16 protein-coding genes are annotated in these 14,690 nt (G+C 64.5%); 10 read left to right on the forward strand and 6 right to left on the reverse strand.

Annotated elements, in window-relative coordinates; translation table 11 throughout:
* Window positions 1–325: 325 nt before the first annotated feature.
* Window positions 326–1,309, forward strand: coding sequence for an LLM class flavin-dependent oxidoreductase (locus K6I40_RS16480; protein WP_222920091.1), 984 nt, complete (start codon window positions 326–328; stop codon window positions 1,307–1,309).
* A 108-nt stretch (window positions 1,310–1,417) separates the two neighbouring features.
* Complete coding sequence (locus K6I40_RS16485; protein ID WP_222920092.1) at window positions 1,418–1,873, forward strand: DUF2267 domain-containing protein; 456 nt, start codon at window positions 1,418–1,420, stop codon at window positions 1,871–1,873.
* Window positions 1,874–2,020: 147 nt separating this feature from the next.
* Here K6I40_RS16485 and K6I40_RS16490 read toward each other — a convergent pair whose 3' ends face one another.
* Window positions 2,021–2,920 carry a glycosyltransferase family 2 protein gene (locus K6I40_RS16490; protein ID WP_222920093.1) on the reverse strand — a complete coding sequence of 300 codons (900 nt, stop codon included), beginning with the start codon at window positions 2,918–2,920 and terminating at the stop codon, window positions 2,021–2,023.
* Window positions 2,921–2,973: 53 nt separating this feature from the next.
* Entirely contained in the window at window positions 2,974–3,681 is a 708-nt protein-coding gene (locus tag K6I40_RS16495) for a class I SAM-dependent methyltransferase (RefSeq protein WP_222920094.1), read from the reverse strand.
* Between the two features lie 223 nt (window positions 3,682–3,904).
* On the opposite strand from K6I40_RS16495, the gene K6I40_RS16500 reads away from it, so the two are divergent.
* The 3 genes from K6I40_RS16500 to K6I40_RS16510 all read left to right on the forward strand — a co-directional run bounded on the left by K6I40_RS16500 (window position 3,905) and on the right by K6I40_RS16510 (window position 5,885).
* A complete protein-coding gene (locus K6I40_RS16500; protein WP_222920095.1) occupies window positions 3,905–4,186 on the forward strand; it encodes a helix-turn-helix domain-containing protein in 282 nt (93 codons plus the stop codon).
* Between the two features lie 106 nt (window positions 4,187–4,292).
* A complete protein-coding gene (locus K6I40_RS16505; RefSeq protein WP_222920096.1) occupies window positions 4,293–5,135 on the forward strand; it encodes an MBL fold metallo-hydrolase in 843 nt (280 codons plus the stop codon).
* 30 nt (window positions 5,136–5,165) lie between these two features.
* The gene (locus K6I40_RS16510) at window positions 5,166–5,885 is read left to right on the forward strand and encodes a YkgJ family cysteine cluster protein (protein ID WP_222920097.1); all 720 of its coding nucleotides are present in this window, start codon (window positions 5,166–5,168) and stop codon (window positions 5,883–5,885) included.
* Between the two features lie 195 nt (window positions 5,886–6,080).
* On the opposite strand, the gene K6I40_RS16515 is transcribed toward K6I40_RS16510, so the two are convergent.
* The 3 genes from K6I40_RS16515 to ddh all read right to left on the reverse strand — a co-directional run bounded on the left by K6I40_RS16515 (window position 6,081) and on the right by ddh (window position 9,423).
* Complete coding sequence (locus tag K6I40_RS16515) at window positions 6,081–6,500, reverse strand: TRAM domain-containing protein (protein ID WP_222920098.1); 420 nt, start codon at window positions 6,498–6,500, stop codon at window positions 6,081–6,083.
* Between the two features lie 144 nt (window positions 6,501–6,644).
* Window positions 6,645–8,372 carry a radical SAM protein gene (locus tag K6I40_RS16520; RefSeq protein ID WP_222920099.1) on the reverse strand — a complete coding sequence of 576 codons (1,728 nt, stop codon included), beginning with the start codon at window positions 8,370–8,372 and terminating at the stop codon, window positions 6,645–6,647.
* A gap of 121 nt (window positions 8,373–8,493) precedes the next feature.
* Window positions 8,494–9,423 carry a D-2-hydroxyacid dehydrogenase gene (ddh, locus tag K6I40_RS16525; RefSeq protein WP_222920100.1) on the reverse strand — a complete coding sequence of 310 codons (930 nt, stop codon included), beginning with the start codon at window positions 9,421–9,423 and terminating at the stop codon, window positions 8,494–8,496.
* Between the two features lie 111 nt (window positions 9,424–9,534).
* Here ddh and K6I40_RS28545 point away from each other — a divergent pair, with 111 nt between their 5' ends.
* The gene (locus tag K6I40_RS28545; protein WP_255682117.1) at window positions 9,535–9,669 is read left to right on the forward strand and encodes a hypothetical protein; all 135 of its coding nucleotides are present in this window, start codon (window positions 9,535–9,537) and stop codon (window positions 9,667–9,669) included.
* A gap of 294 nt (window positions 9,670–9,963) precedes the next feature.
* Complete coding sequence (locus K6I40_RS16530) at window positions 9,964–10,722, forward strand: S26 family signal peptidase (protein WP_222920101.1); 759 nt, start codon at window positions 9,964–9,966, stop codon at window positions 10,720–10,722.
* Window positions 10,723–10,750: 28 nt separating this feature from the next.
* On the opposite strand, the gene K6I40_RS16535 is transcribed toward K6I40_RS16530, so the two are convergent.
* Window positions 10,751–12,142, reverse strand: coding sequence for an NUDIX domain-containing protein (locus K6I40_RS16535; protein ID WP_222920102.1), 1,392 nt, complete (start codon window positions 12,140–12,142; stop codon window positions 10,751–10,753).
* Window positions 12,143–12,202: 60 nt separating this feature from the next.
* Here K6I40_RS16535 and K6I40_RS16540 point away from each other — a divergent pair, with 60 nt between their 5' ends.
* The 3 genes from K6I40_RS16540 (at window position 12,203) to K6I40_RS16550 (ending at window position 14,659) form a co-directional block, all read left to right on the forward strand.
* Window positions 12,203–12,703, forward strand: a complete 501-nt coding sequence (locus K6I40_RS16540; RefSeq protein ID WP_222920103.1) for a YfcE family phosphodiesterase — start codon at window positions 12,203–12,205, stop codon at window positions 12,701–12,703.
* Window positions 12,704–12,779: 76 nt separating this feature from the next.
* Window positions 12,780–13,325 carry a ribbon-helix-helix protein, CopG family gene (locus K6I40_RS16545; protein ID WP_222920104.1) on the forward strand — a complete coding sequence of 182 codons (546 nt, stop codon included), beginning with the start codon at window positions 12,780–12,782 and terminating at the stop codon, window positions 13,323–13,325.
* Window positions 13,326–13,453: 128 nt separating this feature from the next.
* Window positions 13,454–14,659 (forward strand): Nramp family divalent metal transporter, encoded by a 1,206-nt coding sequence (locus K6I40_RS16550; RefSeq protein ID WP_222920105.1) that lies wholly within the window; start codon window positions 13,454–13,456, stop codon window positions 14,657–14,659.
* Window positions 14,660–14,690: the final 31 nt, after the last annotated feature.

Here is a 14,690-nt window from a genome sequence, read left to right on the forward strand (position 1 = left end):
TCGATCGCCGAGATATCCCCCTCGTCTATCCAAAGCTCGTGTTGACGCCGACGATCCGGGCCGTCACCGAGACAGATGCTGAACTCGAAGTGACGGAGTCGGTCTCGCTTCCCCAGCCGGCTCGTCTCCTCGGATTGTGGTCGAGAGCAGCGACCGACCTGACCGTCGCAGCTATAGTAACAACTGAAACTATTCACACGACGATCGCACAGCTATCGTGCGATCGGGTATGCAGTGACTTCCAGTGACTACTATCGGAGTCGGGCCCGTCTCCGCGACTATACCGGGGATTCGATTTTTGCCACTGGAGCGCAACGAGAGGTGCATGGACGTTGGACTCATGGTAACAGCCTTCGGCGACGTGGCTCTCGCGGACGTCGCGGTTCGCGCCGAAGGGAAGGGATACGACACCGTCTGGGTCGGTGAACTCTGGGGGGCCAGCGGCGTCGTCCAGGCGACCGAGATGGCCTGTCGGACCGACGAGATCGGAATCGGGACCGCGATTTTGAACGTCTACTCTCGGTCACCGGCCGTCCTCGCGATGACGGCGGCGTCACTCGAGGACGCATCCGACGGCCGGTTCACGCTTGGCCTCGGCACGAGCACGGCCACGGCGGTCGAGGGCCTCCACGGGATGACGTTCGACCGGCCGGTGCGACGCGCACACGAGACGATCGAACTGATCCGCGAGTTCACCGCAGGGACCGGCGAGCCGGTCGACTACGACGGCGAACTGCTCGAGGCGGCGAACTTCCCGTCGATCGAGACGTCGGTGCCGATCTACCACGCCGGGCTCGGGCCGGCGAATCGCCGCGTCGTCGGTCGACTTTGCGACGGCTGGATCCCGCACAACATCCCGTTCTCGCGGCTCGAGGACGCCTTCGAAGAAGTCGCAACGGCCGCGCGGGAACGCGATCGCGATCCAAGCGAAATTACGATCGCGCCCTACGTGCCCGCGGCAGTCAGCGAGGACCCGACCGAGGCCCGCGAGACGCTGCGGCGACACATCGCTTACTACGTCGGGAGCGGCGAGGGCTACCGTCGGGCGGTCGCGACCGAGTTCCCGGACGAAGCCGAACGGATCGCCGCGGCGTGGTGCGATGGCGAGAAGGGCGCGGCCGCGAGTGCCGTCACCGACGAGATGATCGCCGACCTCGGCGTCGCCGGAACGCCTGACGATGCGTGCGACCAACTACGGACACTCGTCGCCGAAACGGGGATCGACCACCCCATCGTCGTCGTTCCGGAACCGGCCTCGAGCGAGGTCACGGAGACGACGATCGACGCGCTCGCACCGGACCAGTTGTAGCGTTTGCGTCGGGGACCCGGTCGAAGCACCGCAACTGTCGGCGGCCCTTGCGAATCCGCGGACAGTGTTTTTGAGGTCACGCCCGACAGTCTCGACAGTGGAACGATCATGAGTGCGAGTTACACCGATTTCGTCGGCGAGGTACAGCACCGGATCGAAGCCGGGACACAGGCCGAAGCCGTCCGAACGACGCGTGCGGTCCTCGAGACCCTCGGCGAGCGCGTCGGAGAAGGTGGGGCGACGGATATTGCGAGCCCGCTCCCGATGGAGATCGATCGATACCTGCTGGCCGCCGACCACGGCCAGACGTACGACTACGACGCGTTCGTCGACCGGGTCCTCGAGCGGCTGAACTACGACGATCTCGACCTCGATGCGTCGTACGGCCGGCCGTCGAATATCGACCGGTCCGAGGCCGTCTACCGGATCAAGGCCGCCGTCGAACTCCTCAGCGAACGAGTTCCCGGCGGGGAACTGGCTCACGCCGAGGAGCAGTTACCCGGCGAGTTCGGAGACATGTTCGAGTTCGTCGACGCCGAGACCAAGCCTTGGGAGGAGGCCTGACGACGACCGCGAGCAGGACCTCGATAGGCGAATAGCGCGGGACCCTCGGTCTCGTGGACCGTGCGAACGGACAGGGCACAACGCGACTCGAGGAGAGAGATTCAGTGCCGCGGCGGGTGAGAAATCGAACGCCGAGTCAACAGCGAGTCAGCGCCGGTCGTAGATCCGGACCGCGCGGTCGTGGCGCTCCGAGAGCCCGTGTGGGTTGCGCTGGCTCGAGCGATCGGTATACCGGGCACGAACGCCATCCCACAGCCCGCGCGTAATGTTCGTAATGACGTCAGTGCCGTCCGAGACCCAGCCCGTCGGCGTTGCCTTGCCGGACGCCAGCCGGCGAACGCCACTGATACCGTCCCGCAGCGCGCTCCCGGCGGTCCGAGCGAGAACGGTCGGTCGCAGCCCGTAATTCTTCGCGAGCCGGTAGGATAGCGACCGGTAGGTCGCCCCCCAGTCAGGGTCGGCCCGACCGCCGTCCGTCCCGACCTCACACCGGGCGGCCATCGTCGCCGACCATGAGACGTCGTGTCCGAGTCCGGCCACGCGATGGGCGCAATCCCGTTCGCTCGCCTCCTCGAGGTACTCGTCGAAGCCATCCAAGGTCTCGAGGACGGACCGCTCGAACGCGACGTTGTCACCGTGAAAGAGGGAGACCGTCTGTCCGGCGACCCGTCGGGGCGACCGCAGATCCGGCCCGACAGGGCCGCCGGTGACTGGCCCGGTAACGACGGCCGTTTCGTCGGCCATCGACTCGTCGATAGCCGAATACCAGCTGTGATCGATCGCGTACTCGCCGTCGAGGAAGGCGACGACATCCCCCGTCGCGAGTTCGAAACCGGCATTTCGGGAGACACCAAGGTTCCGTTCGGAGATTTCGACGAGGACATCGACATCGTCGCGCTCACGGACGACGCCGGTCGTCCCGTCCGAGGAGGGGCCGTTGACGACGATGACTTCCGTCGAGGACGGCGTTCGCTCCGCGAGAGCGTCGAGACACGATAGCAACCGCTCCCGGTCGTTGAGCGTCGACACGACTACCGAGAGCTCCATACCGCCCGATAGGGGCTCCTGATAGTAAATAGATGGGATTCCAGTCGGTTCGATCAGCGAACGTTTGCGTTCCAGTACGACACTGACGCGAAGTGGTCGGAGACCGGGAGTTCGCCGACCGCCTTGTCGAGCGCGCGAAGCGGTGATGCGAGCCCGTTAGGGATCGACCGGTAGAGCCCGTAGGGCAGAAGGAAGTCGTCCTCAACGTCGACGAGGGTGAGATTCGTCTTCGCGAGGAGGACTGCGACCTCGCTCTTCGAATAGAGCCGCGAACCCATCGGGAGCGCCCAGTTGTAGACGCTTCGCGTCGAAAACCGGTTGAACGTATCGAAGACGATTTGATCGCGAGAGACCCGCCGCATCTCCGCCAAGAACGCCTCGGGATCGTCTGCGAGATGGAAGAAGCGCATCGCGACCACGGTATCGAAGTGATCGTCCGGAAACGGTAGTCGACCTGCATCACCGCGGAGGAACTCGAGCGTTCCCGTGAGGTCGGCGTCTTTGGCCTTCCGGCGTCCCTGCTGTAACATCGCTGCCGAGATATCGAGTCCGACGACGTCGGCCCCCTGATGGGCCAGCATGACAGTAAATCGCCCGGTACCACAGGCGATCTCGAGGACCTTTCGGTCCTCGACGGGCATGATGGCCTCGAGGACGGCCTCCTTCTCCCGGCGGTCGATTAACTGGCCACCCCGGGAGAACCGCTTGTCGTCGTATTCCTCGGCGATGTCGTCGGCTTGGTACCACTCCTGTCCTTTCACACTGGGCGAATCTACTGTTGCGATAGGATAAAACGATACTGGAGTCCGCTGACGACGGTGGGTCGAATTCCGACTCACCGCTGTCCATCTTACGGGAAGACCGGCTCAGAAAATATATATGGTCTAATCGTGTTAATACCCCATTCATATGCCTTATACAAACTGCATTATTCGTATCCACATATAGGGAAGCTTTACCATCGGCGCTTCCGCTGACGTAGGTATGAGCATGAGTACAGCCGAGGACCGCGCCGCTGCCGCCGAGGAAACCCTCTCGGAGGACGAATACCGCGACCGGCTCCGCGATCTGCCACCGAGTGCCAAACTCGTCGCAAAAGTGCTCGAGAGTGACTCGCCGCTCTCGCAGGGCCAACTCGCCGAAGAATCGCTGCTTCCCGACCGCACCGTTCGCTACGCGCTCAACCGACTCGAGGACGTCGGTCTCGTTGGCTCCCGGTACAGCTTCCGGGACGCCCGCAAACAGGTCTACTTCCTCAAACACTGACCCTCTCGCTGCCGGTCTCGTCTCCACTGTTCGGGGGTACAGGGGTGGACTCGCACACTGGCCATCCGTCGATACGCCTTTTTTCGTTCGGTCGCACTGTCAGGACATGGATATCACTCGGTGGTCCGTCCCGGTCGCGACGCGCGCGCCGACCGGCGAGACCAACGCCTACCTAATCCAGGAGAAGACTCCGTCGTCTCCGAACAATACGCGGCAACGCCGAGAGTCCGGGACTGAACCGGCAATCCTCGTCGACCCTGCAGCCCGAACCGACGCCCTCGACCGCGCGGTCCGTGAGCGATCCGTCGAGCACATCCTCGTCACCCACACCCACCCCGATCACGTCGGCGCGGTCGACGCCTACGCCGTCGAGACCGGTGCGACGGTCTGGGCCCGGTACGGCCGCGTCGACAGGTTCCGCGACGCGACGGGTCGCGAGCCCGATCGGACGTTCGCGCCCGGGACGACGATCCCGCTCGGCGACGATCGCGTTCGGATCCTCGACGCACCAGGCCACGCGCCGGATCACGTCGCGATCGCGGCTGGCCACGGCGGGCCGATCCTGTGTGGCGACTGTGCCGTCCGCGAGGGCAGCGTCGTCGTCGGCGCGCCCGAGGGCGACATGCGCGCGTACGTGACGACATTACGCCGCCTCTGGGCGATGAACCCGCCCGCACTGCATCCGGGCCACGGTCCCGAAATCGATGAGCCTCGAGCGGCCCTCGAGCGACTGCTCACTCACCGGGCCGAGCGCGAACGGCGGGTACTCGAGGCCGTCACTGGGGGTGCCGAAACGCTCGAGGAAATCCTCGAGTCAGCCTATAAGAAGGATCTTTCGGGCGTGCGCGACCTCGCTCGGGCGACGGTCCGCGCCCATCTCGAGAAACTCGCCGTCGAGGGACACGTCGCCTGGGACGGCGAACGGGCGACGCCGCTCGAGGGCGACTGACTTTTCCGCATCGACTGCCTCCCCTCCGGTGTGCAATCGCTCGAAGCTGAAATCGAAGACGCACGCCAACTCGCGGTCAACGACCTCGCGGACGCAATCGAATCGATCGGCTTCGAGTGTACTCGCTGTGGAGCCTGTTGCAAGGGCGAGGCCGAGGACGACCACACGGCGACCGTGTTTCCCGACGAGGTGCGCGATATCGAGGAGGGCGACAGTTACGATGGCGACTACGACTGGCGCGACGTCGCCCGGCCGATGCCCTACGGGCTCTCAGAGACGGGAGACGGCGGCCTCGAGGGCGAGACCTTCGAGTGGGCGCTCCAGACCGACAGCTGTGGCGACTGTACCTTCTACGAGGAAGACGAGTCGGGAACAGGAGCCTGCACCGCTCATGACGACCGCCCGCTGATCTGTCAGACCTACCCATTCAGCGTCGCGCTCGCGGGGACTAGCCAGCCGATGGGCGAGGCCGTCGACAGCGTTGCGCTGGAAGCGCAACGGGAAACCGGCGAAGCCGGCGACGAGGCGGGCGTGCTTCAGGCCCATGAGTGCGAAGGACTCGGGCGTGACATCTCCCGCGCGGACGCCGAGGAGTTAGCTCGAGCACTGAAGGAGCGCGCCGTCCGGGAACTCGAGGAGGCTATCGCGGTCCGGGACGAGTATGAACCCGCCAATCCCGACCCCAGCGAGGTCGTCGTCCATGACTCCGAGGGCGCGAAACGGGTCGACGGGACGCCGCTCGAGGAGTGATACGGAGCCGCGACTGGTCGGTCGATTCTTGTTTTCCACAAGGCGGGTCCGAATCGTCGCGACTCAAGTGACGAAACCGGACGATAGCTAACGGCTTGGCCGAGAAAGCAGTCACTGTACGGCGTGCTTGCCTTTTTGGTCAAGGTTTTTGCGTGAGGGATCGGCGAAGCCGACCCGAACGCAAAAAGGTCGTTCTTAGAACGTGTCTTCGATGATCTCGCCGACGGCGAAGTTCGACTTGACCTCGGTGACCTCGATTTTGACGCGTTCGCCGACGTCCGCCCCGGGAACGATGATGACGTAGCCGCGTTCAACGCGGGCGATACCGTCGCCCTGTTTGCCGATGTCTTCGATTTCAACGTAGCGGGTTTCCCCGACATCGACCGGCGGCTGCGGTTCGGACGGCGCACTCTGGGGTTTGGTGGTCGCCGAGACGTCCTCGCCGTCCTCGCCGTCCTCCTCGTCCTCCCGCGAAATGAGCGCGACGCGATAGACCTCGCCGGGGTCGATGTCGCCGGTCTCGACCTCTTGACGAGGTACCTCGATAACGTATCGATCCTCCTCTTCCGAAACGTCCGTACTGAACAGACACAGCAGTTTGTCAGATATTTCCACAGGCAGACCCTCAGTTTCACCTCAGATTCGCCTCCATAATAGAACTACCGACACCGAGCCGACAATTGACGGGGAAATCGTCTTTTCTACGGATCGGCTGTGGCCGGGGAACGACGGAGTCGTCGTCCACGAGCGACTGTGACGTCAGTCTGCGGGCTCGAGCGGCTGCGTCGTGACGAACTGGGAGAGGTCGAACTCCGTCCCGAGGTCGGCGTCGGCGATCGACCCATAGGGGCGGTTGACGACGATGTCGCCGGCGGTGCTATCGCCGATCCCGGGGATGGCGGTGAGTTCGTTCATCGAGGCCGCATTGAGATCGAGCGGGTAGGGGACGCCGGTCACCGAGCGGTAGCCGTGATCGACGACCGCGATGTCGGTCGTCTGGCCTAGTTCGCGTTCGCCCGGAATCCCGACGAGCAGGGGGTAGGTTCCGAGTTGGCGGCCGAAGGTCTTGCCGTCCTGGTGGTACTCGAGGTGGATGTCCGGCAGGACGGTCCCCGGCGGCGCGACGCGCTTGAGCATCGGGTTGTCGATCTCCTCGCGGATCTGCTTCTTGTATTGTTTGAACAGCTGTTTGTGCTCGTTTGCGATCTCAGCCCCAGTATCGCTCATGTCGGTGCCGTCGAAGGCCATCACCTGCCGGATGTTGATCCGGCGGAGCATATAGCCCTCGTCGTAGACCCGCTGGAGGAACTCGCGATTGCGCTCGTAGGTCTCCTCGCGCTCGCCCTTGAGCCCGTGCAGGAGGTTGATCCCGGGAAGGAGCTTGGGGAGCCGTCGCGGCGCGTCGTCGCCGAAGGTGGGTGCATCCGCGGGGTCCTCACCGGGCCGCCAGCCGGCCTCCTCGTTGACGATCCGCACTGCTTCGAAACATTCCTCGGCAGTGACGTTCAGGTTGTTTTCCTCCTGGACGACGGGGTCTGCCGACTCGAGGCCGAACGCGGCTGTGTCCCCGGGCGTGTTGTGCTCGGCGATGATCCGGATCCCCTCCCGACTCTGTTCGGGCCACTCCACGATCGTGATGGGGTTCATGTTGTCCAGGTGGAGCGTCTCGAGGTCAGGCGCGACCTCTCGAATCCCGCTGTAGAGCTGGCGCAGGGCGGCCGGGTTCGGCGCTTCGCCGTCGCCGCCGTAGGCGAGAATGTCGGCCTGCCGGCCGATCCGGAAGTGTTTGACGCCGTAGTCCGAGAGGGTGTCGACCTCGCCGACGACCGTCGGCGGCGGCCGAAACTCGGGGTTGCCGTACAGCGGCTCCGTACAGAACGAACAGCGATACGCACAGCCCCGCGAGGTCTCGAGTTCGCAAATGAGATGCTCCGGATGGTTCGGGTGTTGCTCGACGATGAACGCGCCCTCCTGGGCCCACCGCGACACCTCGTCGATATCGCGCATTCGGTTGTTGAACCCCTCGAGGCCGCTTTCGACGAGGTCGAAGACGGCGGCCTCGACGTCGCCCTTGGCGACGAAATCGAAGTCCAGGTCCTGGCGCTCGGTCTCGGTCGCGCCGGCGTTCTCGTCGCCGACGCCGAACTTGACGGGGCCGCCCATCAGGCTCGTCCCGTTGGCGGTCCAAGCGAGTTTGCGGACTTCGTCGGGTTCGGCCGGCGTGCCGCCGACGTACTTGCCGGGAACGGTCATCCCGCCCAGATAGACTACGAGGTCGGCCTCGTCGACGTCCCGCCAGTAGTCGGGTTCGTCGCGAAGCCTGTCGATCGTGTGGTAGGTGATCTGGTCGCGCGGAACGCCCGCGTCGACGAGCGCGCCGGCCGCGTACCGGGGGTACGTTGAGATGTACGGCGGCACCCCGAAGTGTGCGGGCTCGTCGACGTAGCCGTCGACGATCGTCACCGACAGCGTCTCGGGGTCAGTCATGGCTCCGGATAGCGCCTCGAGCGATAAAACGGTGACTACACGCTGTCGGCCACGCCTCGGGTCGCGATCAGGAGCCGTCACAAACAGCCAGTCGCGGGTCGATCTCGAGTCGAACTCACCGTCAGATAACTCGGTTGTGGAATTCCTCATCGGCCGCGAGTCGGTCGACGTTCTCGCGGACGATCTCGCCCACGTCACGGAAGTAATCACGGGTGTACGCGGCGCAGTGGGGCGAAATGATTACCTCGTCCATCCCCCACAGCGGCGAGTCCTTGGGCAGGGGTTCCTCCTCGAAGACATCCAGTGCTGCCCCCGCGAGAGCGTCGCCCTCGAGTGCGTCGATCAACGCCGGTTCGTCGACGACTGGCCCGCGGGCGACGTTCACGAAATAGGCGTCGTCGCGCATCGCATCGAACGCCTCGGCGTCGAAGAGGTGGCGCGTCTCGTCGGTCAGCGGCACGGTAACGATAACGAATTCGGCGTCGGCGATCGCCTCGAACAGCCGGTCGTTCGCGTAAATTTCGTCGAACCCGGGGACGGGATCGCCGGAGCGCCGGACCCCAGTCACGCGAACGCCGAGCCCGCCGAGGGTCTCCGCGACGCCGCGCCCGAGAGTCCCAGTGCCGACGACGCAGGCCGACGATCCCGGGAGCGTAAACGCCTCGTCCCACTCGGGGCGGTCCCACCGGCGCTCCTGCTGGTTCGCGACGTAGTCGTGGAGTCGCCGGGCGAATAGCAGCAGGTAGCCAGCGACCGTCTCACCGACGGTTCGGTCGTGGATCCCCGTGCTGTTCGTGAGGATCACGTCTGCGGCCTCGAACGCGTCGAAGGGAAACCGGTCGACCCCCGCCTGGATCGAGTGGACCCAGTCCACCTCGAGGAAGGCCTCCCGGTGCTCCAAGGTGACGACTGCGTCGCAGGACGGAATCCCGTCGTCGTCGATCACCGCGACCTCGATCGGCAGGTCGGCGAGAGACGCTGCCAGCTCCCCCGGCGGAAATACTGCATCAACTGACTCGTGGACGCCGAGTCGCTCGAGTTCGAATTCCATGAGCGTCGCTACGCACGAATCAAGGTTGAAGGTTTGCACGGTCAAATCGAACTCGAAACGCACCACCCGTTCGCTCCCCGATCCCAGTCCGATTTCGGGCGGCCGTGGACAATGTCTGCATCGTTCGTCTCACCCGAAGAACAGCTAGTAGCGAGTATTTCCGCATCGCTCGTCCGTGTTCCGGTGAGTATCAAGAGCAGTAACGTCCACCTCGACGATCTCGACCGAACGCTCGCACCGCTTTGAGTCACGGGTCCATGCGACGGTTGCCGAGCGGCGCGGCTACGGATAGTAGAACGATGGTGGCTCAGTGAAAGGTATCATCACACGGGCTAAGCGGGGGTAACTCTCGTCATCGCCACCGTGTCAGCGTATGCGGGTCCCACGCAAAAACCCAACGACCCGGCCGACTCCCTCGCCGTCCGCGACCGAATACGCGGGGTATAGGTACCTTTTTAGCATCATTGACACGAATGTGTTCGTACGAATGGTATCGGTGATTAGCCTCGAGTCCCACTCGAACGGCGGACTGGGCGAACGATGACGGACGCCAGCGGTGATGGCTCGTCGGACGGTCCCGAACACACTGAGACCGCCGCTCGCGCGGACGCGGACGACGAGAACGGGTTCGTTCGCGGATTTTTGAACAGTGACGACGAGACTGTCGTCTTCGTCCGGGATGTCGTGACCGTCGTCGCGATCGGCGCACTCGTCATCCTCAGTCTCTTCGCGACCAGCGGCGTCTTGCCGCCGCTCGTCGCCGTCGAAAGTGGGAGTATGGAGCCGAACATGCACAAAGGAGACATGATTTTCCTCGTCCAGGAGGACCGGTTCGTCGGCGATGACCCGGTCGCGGGGACGGGAATTGTGACTGCCGAACGCGGTCGAGCGACCGGTCATGAGCAATTCGGGCAAGCCGGTGACGTGATCGTATACGCGCCGAACGGGAATCCGGCGGAGACACCGATCATCCATCGCGTCCACTTCTGGGTCGAAGCGGGCGAAAACTGGGTCAAGAACGATGCCGATCCGGCGTACACGGGTGGTCGCTCCTGTGTGGAGATCCAGTCTTGTCCGGCATCTCACGACGGGTTCATCACAAAGGGTGACGCGAACGGCAACTACGATCAGATCGACGGCGAGCCGGAAACGACCGTCGTTCGCCCCGACTGGATCGCGGGCAAAGCAATGGTCCGGATCCCTTGGCTCGGCGAGATCCGTCTCCTGTTCGATTCGCTACTCGGTGTCAGCACCCTCGGCCTCTTCGCGATCACGGGTCGAAGTGAGCGGACCGGATGAGTACAGCGCGACCACCGTATCCTGAAGGTCACGGCGCTCGCCAGGTCTCGAGTCCGCGCAACTCCTCGGCGACGGCCGCGACATCGTCAGGTGCGAGTGCCCCGCGCTCGGTCACGATTTCAGTCACGCAGTCGGCGGGCGTCACGTCGAACGTCGGATTCATTACGTCGATCGGTGCGTCGCCGTCATACACCGCGGACCGCTCGCCGGACTCGAGGTTCACGTCCTCGCGGGTCGAGACTTTGTCCGTCGCCGCGACGACGGACACCGGAATCCCCTCTCGATCGGCGGCGACAGCCAGTGCGCGTGTTCCCGTCTTGTTCACGACGGAGTCGTCGGGGAGGACGGTATCTGCACCGACCATTACTCGACTGATATCCTCGCGTGCGAGCACGTGCGCGACCGCCGCGTCGGTGTGAACCGTCACGGTGCTGGCAGTCGTTTCGGCCAGTCGTTCCGCGACGCCGATTCCCTCGCGGGCCGGCCGAGATTCGGCGACGAACACGCGCGATGGATCGGCCGTCTCGAGCGCCTCGAGCACAGTCCCCGATCGCGAGAGGGTCGCGACGTTGCCCTCGAGGCGTTCGCTCGCGGTCGCTGCGGCGTCCGCGTCGGCGGACAGCGCACGGTCGATATTCGACAGCGCCGACTCGAGGACGGCCGGTGCACCGTCGTCTACCCCACCCGCGCCGGCCATCACCCGATTGACCCGATTCCGGAGGACGGCCATCGACGGCCGGGCCTTGAGCAACCGACTGGCGAGTTCGGTGAGTTCATCCCATTCTGCTGCCGGATCGACACCGGTCTCACGGGTAGCCCGTTCGCCGTTCTGAGGCGACGATGTCGCCTCGCTCTCCTCTCGCTCAGCCACGAGTAGTCCCGCTCGATCGCGCAACACCTCGAGTGCGTGCACGGACAGGTATGCGGCCCCGTGTTCGTTGTCGGCCGCGATCGACCGGACCGTCGGCGCGACGCGCTCGTAGGCAGTCCACAGTTCGGGCACCGTCTCGCGGTCGTCCCCGACCGACTCGAGCAACTCGGTTGGGGCGACCCACTCAAACTCGTCGTGTTCCTCGCTCAGTTCGATTTCGCGGATCTCGCAGTCGAACAGATATGGATGGACGACCCACTCGCGCTCGAGGGCTGGGTCCGTGAACTCGACCGGTCGCCCGGAGCGGACGAGGGAGACGGCATCGGCTTCGAGGCCGGTTTCCTCGCGAATCTCGGCGCGGACCTGTTCGTCCGGTCGCCCTTCTGCAAAGCCGGAGACGCCGCCCCACTGGCCCACGTAGGTGCCGACCGCGTCGCTGCGGCGCAACAGCAACACCTCGCCGCGATTGCGGAGGAAGGCGGTGACGACGTGGCTCGCGCTCGCGTCATCGTCCCCGGTTTCGTCACGACCTGTCGGTGCATCGCTCATACAGGGAGAACACTCGCCCGCAGGGAATCGCTTTCGGGACTGGACGCCGTATCCCCGGCCATGCAACGGATCGCGATTATCTCTGATACGCACGTTCCATCCCGCGAGAACGCCGTCCCTGAGTGGGTTGTCGAGGAACTTCAGGCGGCCGACCGGACGATCCACGCGGGTGATTTCGACTCGAGGAAAGCCCACGGTCGGATCGACGCGCTGGCGAACGGCTCCCTGATCGCCGTCCGCGGAAACACGGACCCGCCGACGATCAACGTCCCCCACGCCGCGACGCTCGAGGCCGACGGTGTGACGTTCGTCGTGACCCACGGAGCTGGTTCGCCGACGGGGTGGCACCGGCGGGTCGCGGAGATCGCCCGGTCCGAAGTGCCCGACAGCGATCCGGTCGCCGTCGGGGGCCATATCCACGACGTCGTCGATACAACCGTCGAGGGTATTCGGGTTCTCAACCCGGGAAGCGCGACCGGTGCGGCTCCGGCCGACCGCGCGACGATGTACGTTGCGACCGTCGAGGACGGGGAGCTGACGGTCGAACTGCGAACCGAGTGAATTCCCGTCGGAGATTGGCCACCTGACTTGCCCCGAGTGCGTGAACTATACCCGTCTCGGGAACCCCCGTGAAACTATGACACAGCGTGTGACTGTATCGCTCGACGACGACTCGGCCGCGGCCCTCGAGACGCTAGTCGCCGAGACGGATAACGGACAGAGCGCGGTCGTCCGCCGCGCACTCACCTTCTACGCGGCGAACTTCGAAGCGGCCAACGAACGGCCGAGCGAGAACCTCGAGCGGTACTATCGGATGCTCTCTTCGGGGGAGCACGTCCTGCTCGATATCGACTTCCTGCACGCCTTCCTCGAGTCCTGTTACGCGGGCGGCGATCCCGATCCGGAGTTCGTCGAAGCAGCCGACCGCGTCGCCGACTACCACGCTCGCGAGTACGGAGCCCGGTTCGACGAGGTCGGCGACCTCCTCGAGTGGCTTGCCTTCTGTGGCTTCCTCGACGTCCGCGAGGAGGACGAGGGCGTCTATCACCTCGTCTTTCCCTCGGAGGCCGTCCGCTGGTTCATGACCCGGTTCATCGAGCGCAGCACCGTCGAGTTGCCGATGGAGATCGAACTCGACGGGGGCGTCTCGAAGGTGATCGTCACCGAGCGGGCGGTCGACTGATGATCACACGAGTTCCGACGAATTCATACACTGAACACAGTATCTGGAATGATCAGAGTATCAGTATGTTCGACTCTTAACAACCCTTTTGGGGATCTCGGCGAGTGGTATGTGTGTGAATACACATCATGGGGATCATTGACCGAGTAAAGGCGATCGGACCAGGTGCGCTCGTCGCGGCGGCGTTCGTCGGTCCAGGGACGGTAACGACCGCGAGCGTCATCGGGGCGGAGTACGCCTATCTGCTGGTGTGGACGATCGCGTTCTCGATTCTCGCGACGATTGTTCTTCAGGAGATGAGCGCGCGGTTGGGGTTGATCACGCAGGAAGGACTGGGGGAAGCGTTCCGAAACGAGTTCGACAACCCGATTCCGCGGGCGATCACCGTCGTGCTCGTCGTGAGCGCGATTGGCATCGGAACCGCGGCGTTCCAGACGGGCAACATCGTCGGCGGCGCTGCCGGCCTGTCAACGATCACCGGCGTCAGCGAGAACGTCTGGGGGCCGATTATGGGCCTCGTCGCCGCCGGGTTGCTGTGGACGGGGAACTATAAGCTGATTGAGCGGGTCTTCATCGGCCTCGTCACCGTCATGGGACTGGCGTTCGTTCTTAACGCGATCATGGTCCGGCCTGATCTCGGCTCCCTGGCGGACGGGCTCGTCCCGACCGTCCCCGAGGGATCTGCCTATCTCATCGCTGGCCTCGTCGGGACCACCGTCGTCGGCTACAACCTGTTCCTGCACGCGAGCACCGTCCAGGAGCGCTGGGACGGCCCTGAGGACCTCGCCGAGTGTCGCGCGGACACGATCGGGATGGTCATCGTCGGCGGGATAATCACAACGGCGATCGTCGTCACGGCCGCCGCAGTGTTCCCCGCGGGGACCGAGATCGACAACGTCGGTGAGATGGCCGACCAGCTCGAGCCGGTCTTCGGCGGCTATGCGCTCACGTTCTTCGCGATCGGCCTCTTCGCGGCCGGCTTCACGAGTGCGATGAGCGCACCACTGGCCGGGGCCTACGCCACCGCCGGCGTGCTGGGCTGGGAGCGGGACCTGACCTCGACCCGGTTCCGGGCGATTTGGATGACGATCCTCGGCGTCGGCATCGTCTTCTCGGCACTCGACTACAACCCCGTACAGGTGATCGTCTTCGCCCAGGTCGCCAACGGTCTCCTGTTGCCGATCCTGGCCGTCTTCCTCATCTACGCAATGAACAACCGCGACCTGCTGGGCGAGTACACGAACAGCACCCTCCAAAACGTTCTCGGCGGGATCGTCACGCTCGTCGTGATCGGCATCGGCCTGCAAACGCTCTACGACGTGTTGCTCCTCTAACTGAGTTCTTGAATGACAGATTCAAACGCAT

Source organism: Natrinema sp. SYSU A 869, from assembly GCF_019879105.1.
GTDB lineage: Archaea > Halobacteriota > Halobacteria > Halobacteriales > Natrialbaceae > Natrinema.

What these genes read in the sequence shown, in the direction of transcription:
- K6I40_RS16480 (WP_222920091.1), top strand. Translation starts at nt 326, where the DNA reads ATGGACGTTGGACTCATGGTAACAGCCTTCGGCGACGTGGCTCTCGCG.
- K6I40_RS16485 (WP_222920092.1), top strand. Translation starts at nt 1,418, where the DNA reads ATGAGTGCGAGTTACACCGATTTCGTCGGCGAGGTACAGCACCGGATC.
- K6I40_RS16490 (WP_222920093.1), bottom strand. Translation starts at nt 2,920, where the DNA reads ATGGAGCTCTCGGTAGTCGTGTCGACGCTCAACGACCGGGAGCGGTTG.
- K6I40_RS16500 (WP_222920095.1), top strand. Translation starts at nt 3,905, where the DNA reads ATGAGCATGAGTACAGCCGAGGACCGCGCCGCTGCCGCCGAGGAAACC.
- K6I40_RS16505 (WP_222920096.1), top strand. Translation starts at nt 4,293, where the DNA reads ATGGATATCACTCGGTGGTCCGTCCCGGTCGCGACGCGCGCGCCGACC.
- K6I40_RS16520 (WP_222920099.1), bottom strand. Translation starts at nt 8,372, where the DNA reads ATGACTGACCCCGAGACGCTGTCGGTGACGATCGTCGACGGCTACGTC.
- ddh (WP_222920100.1), bottom strand. Translation starts at nt 9,423, where the DNA reads ATGGAATTCGAACTCGAGCGACTCGGCGTCCACGAGTCAGTTGATGCA.
- K6I40_RS28545 (WP_255682117.1), top strand. Translation starts at nt 9,535, where the DNA reads ATGTCTGCATCGTTCGTCTCACCCGAAGAACAGCTAGTAGCGAGTATT.
- K6I40_RS16530 (WP_222920101.1), top strand. Translation starts at nt 9,964, where the DNA reads ATGACGGACGCCAGCGGTGATGGCTCGTCGGACGGTCCCGAACACACT.
- K6I40_RS16535 (WP_222920102.1), bottom strand. Translation starts at nt 12,142, where the DNA reads ATGAGCGATGCACCGACAGGTCGTGACGAAACCGGGGACGATGACGCG.
- K6I40_RS16540 (WP_222920103.1), top strand. Translation starts at nt 12,203, where the DNA reads ATGCAACGGATCGCGATTATCTCTGATACGCACGTTCCATCCCGCGAG.
- K6I40_RS16545 (WP_222920104.1), top strand. Translation starts at nt 12,780, where the DNA reads ATGACACAGCGTGTGACTGTATCGCTCGACGACGACTCGGCCGCGGCC.
- K6I40_RS16550 (WP_222920105.1), top strand. Translation starts at nt 13,454, where the DNA reads ATGGGGATCATTGACCGAGTAAAGGCGATCGGACCAGGTGCGCTCGTC.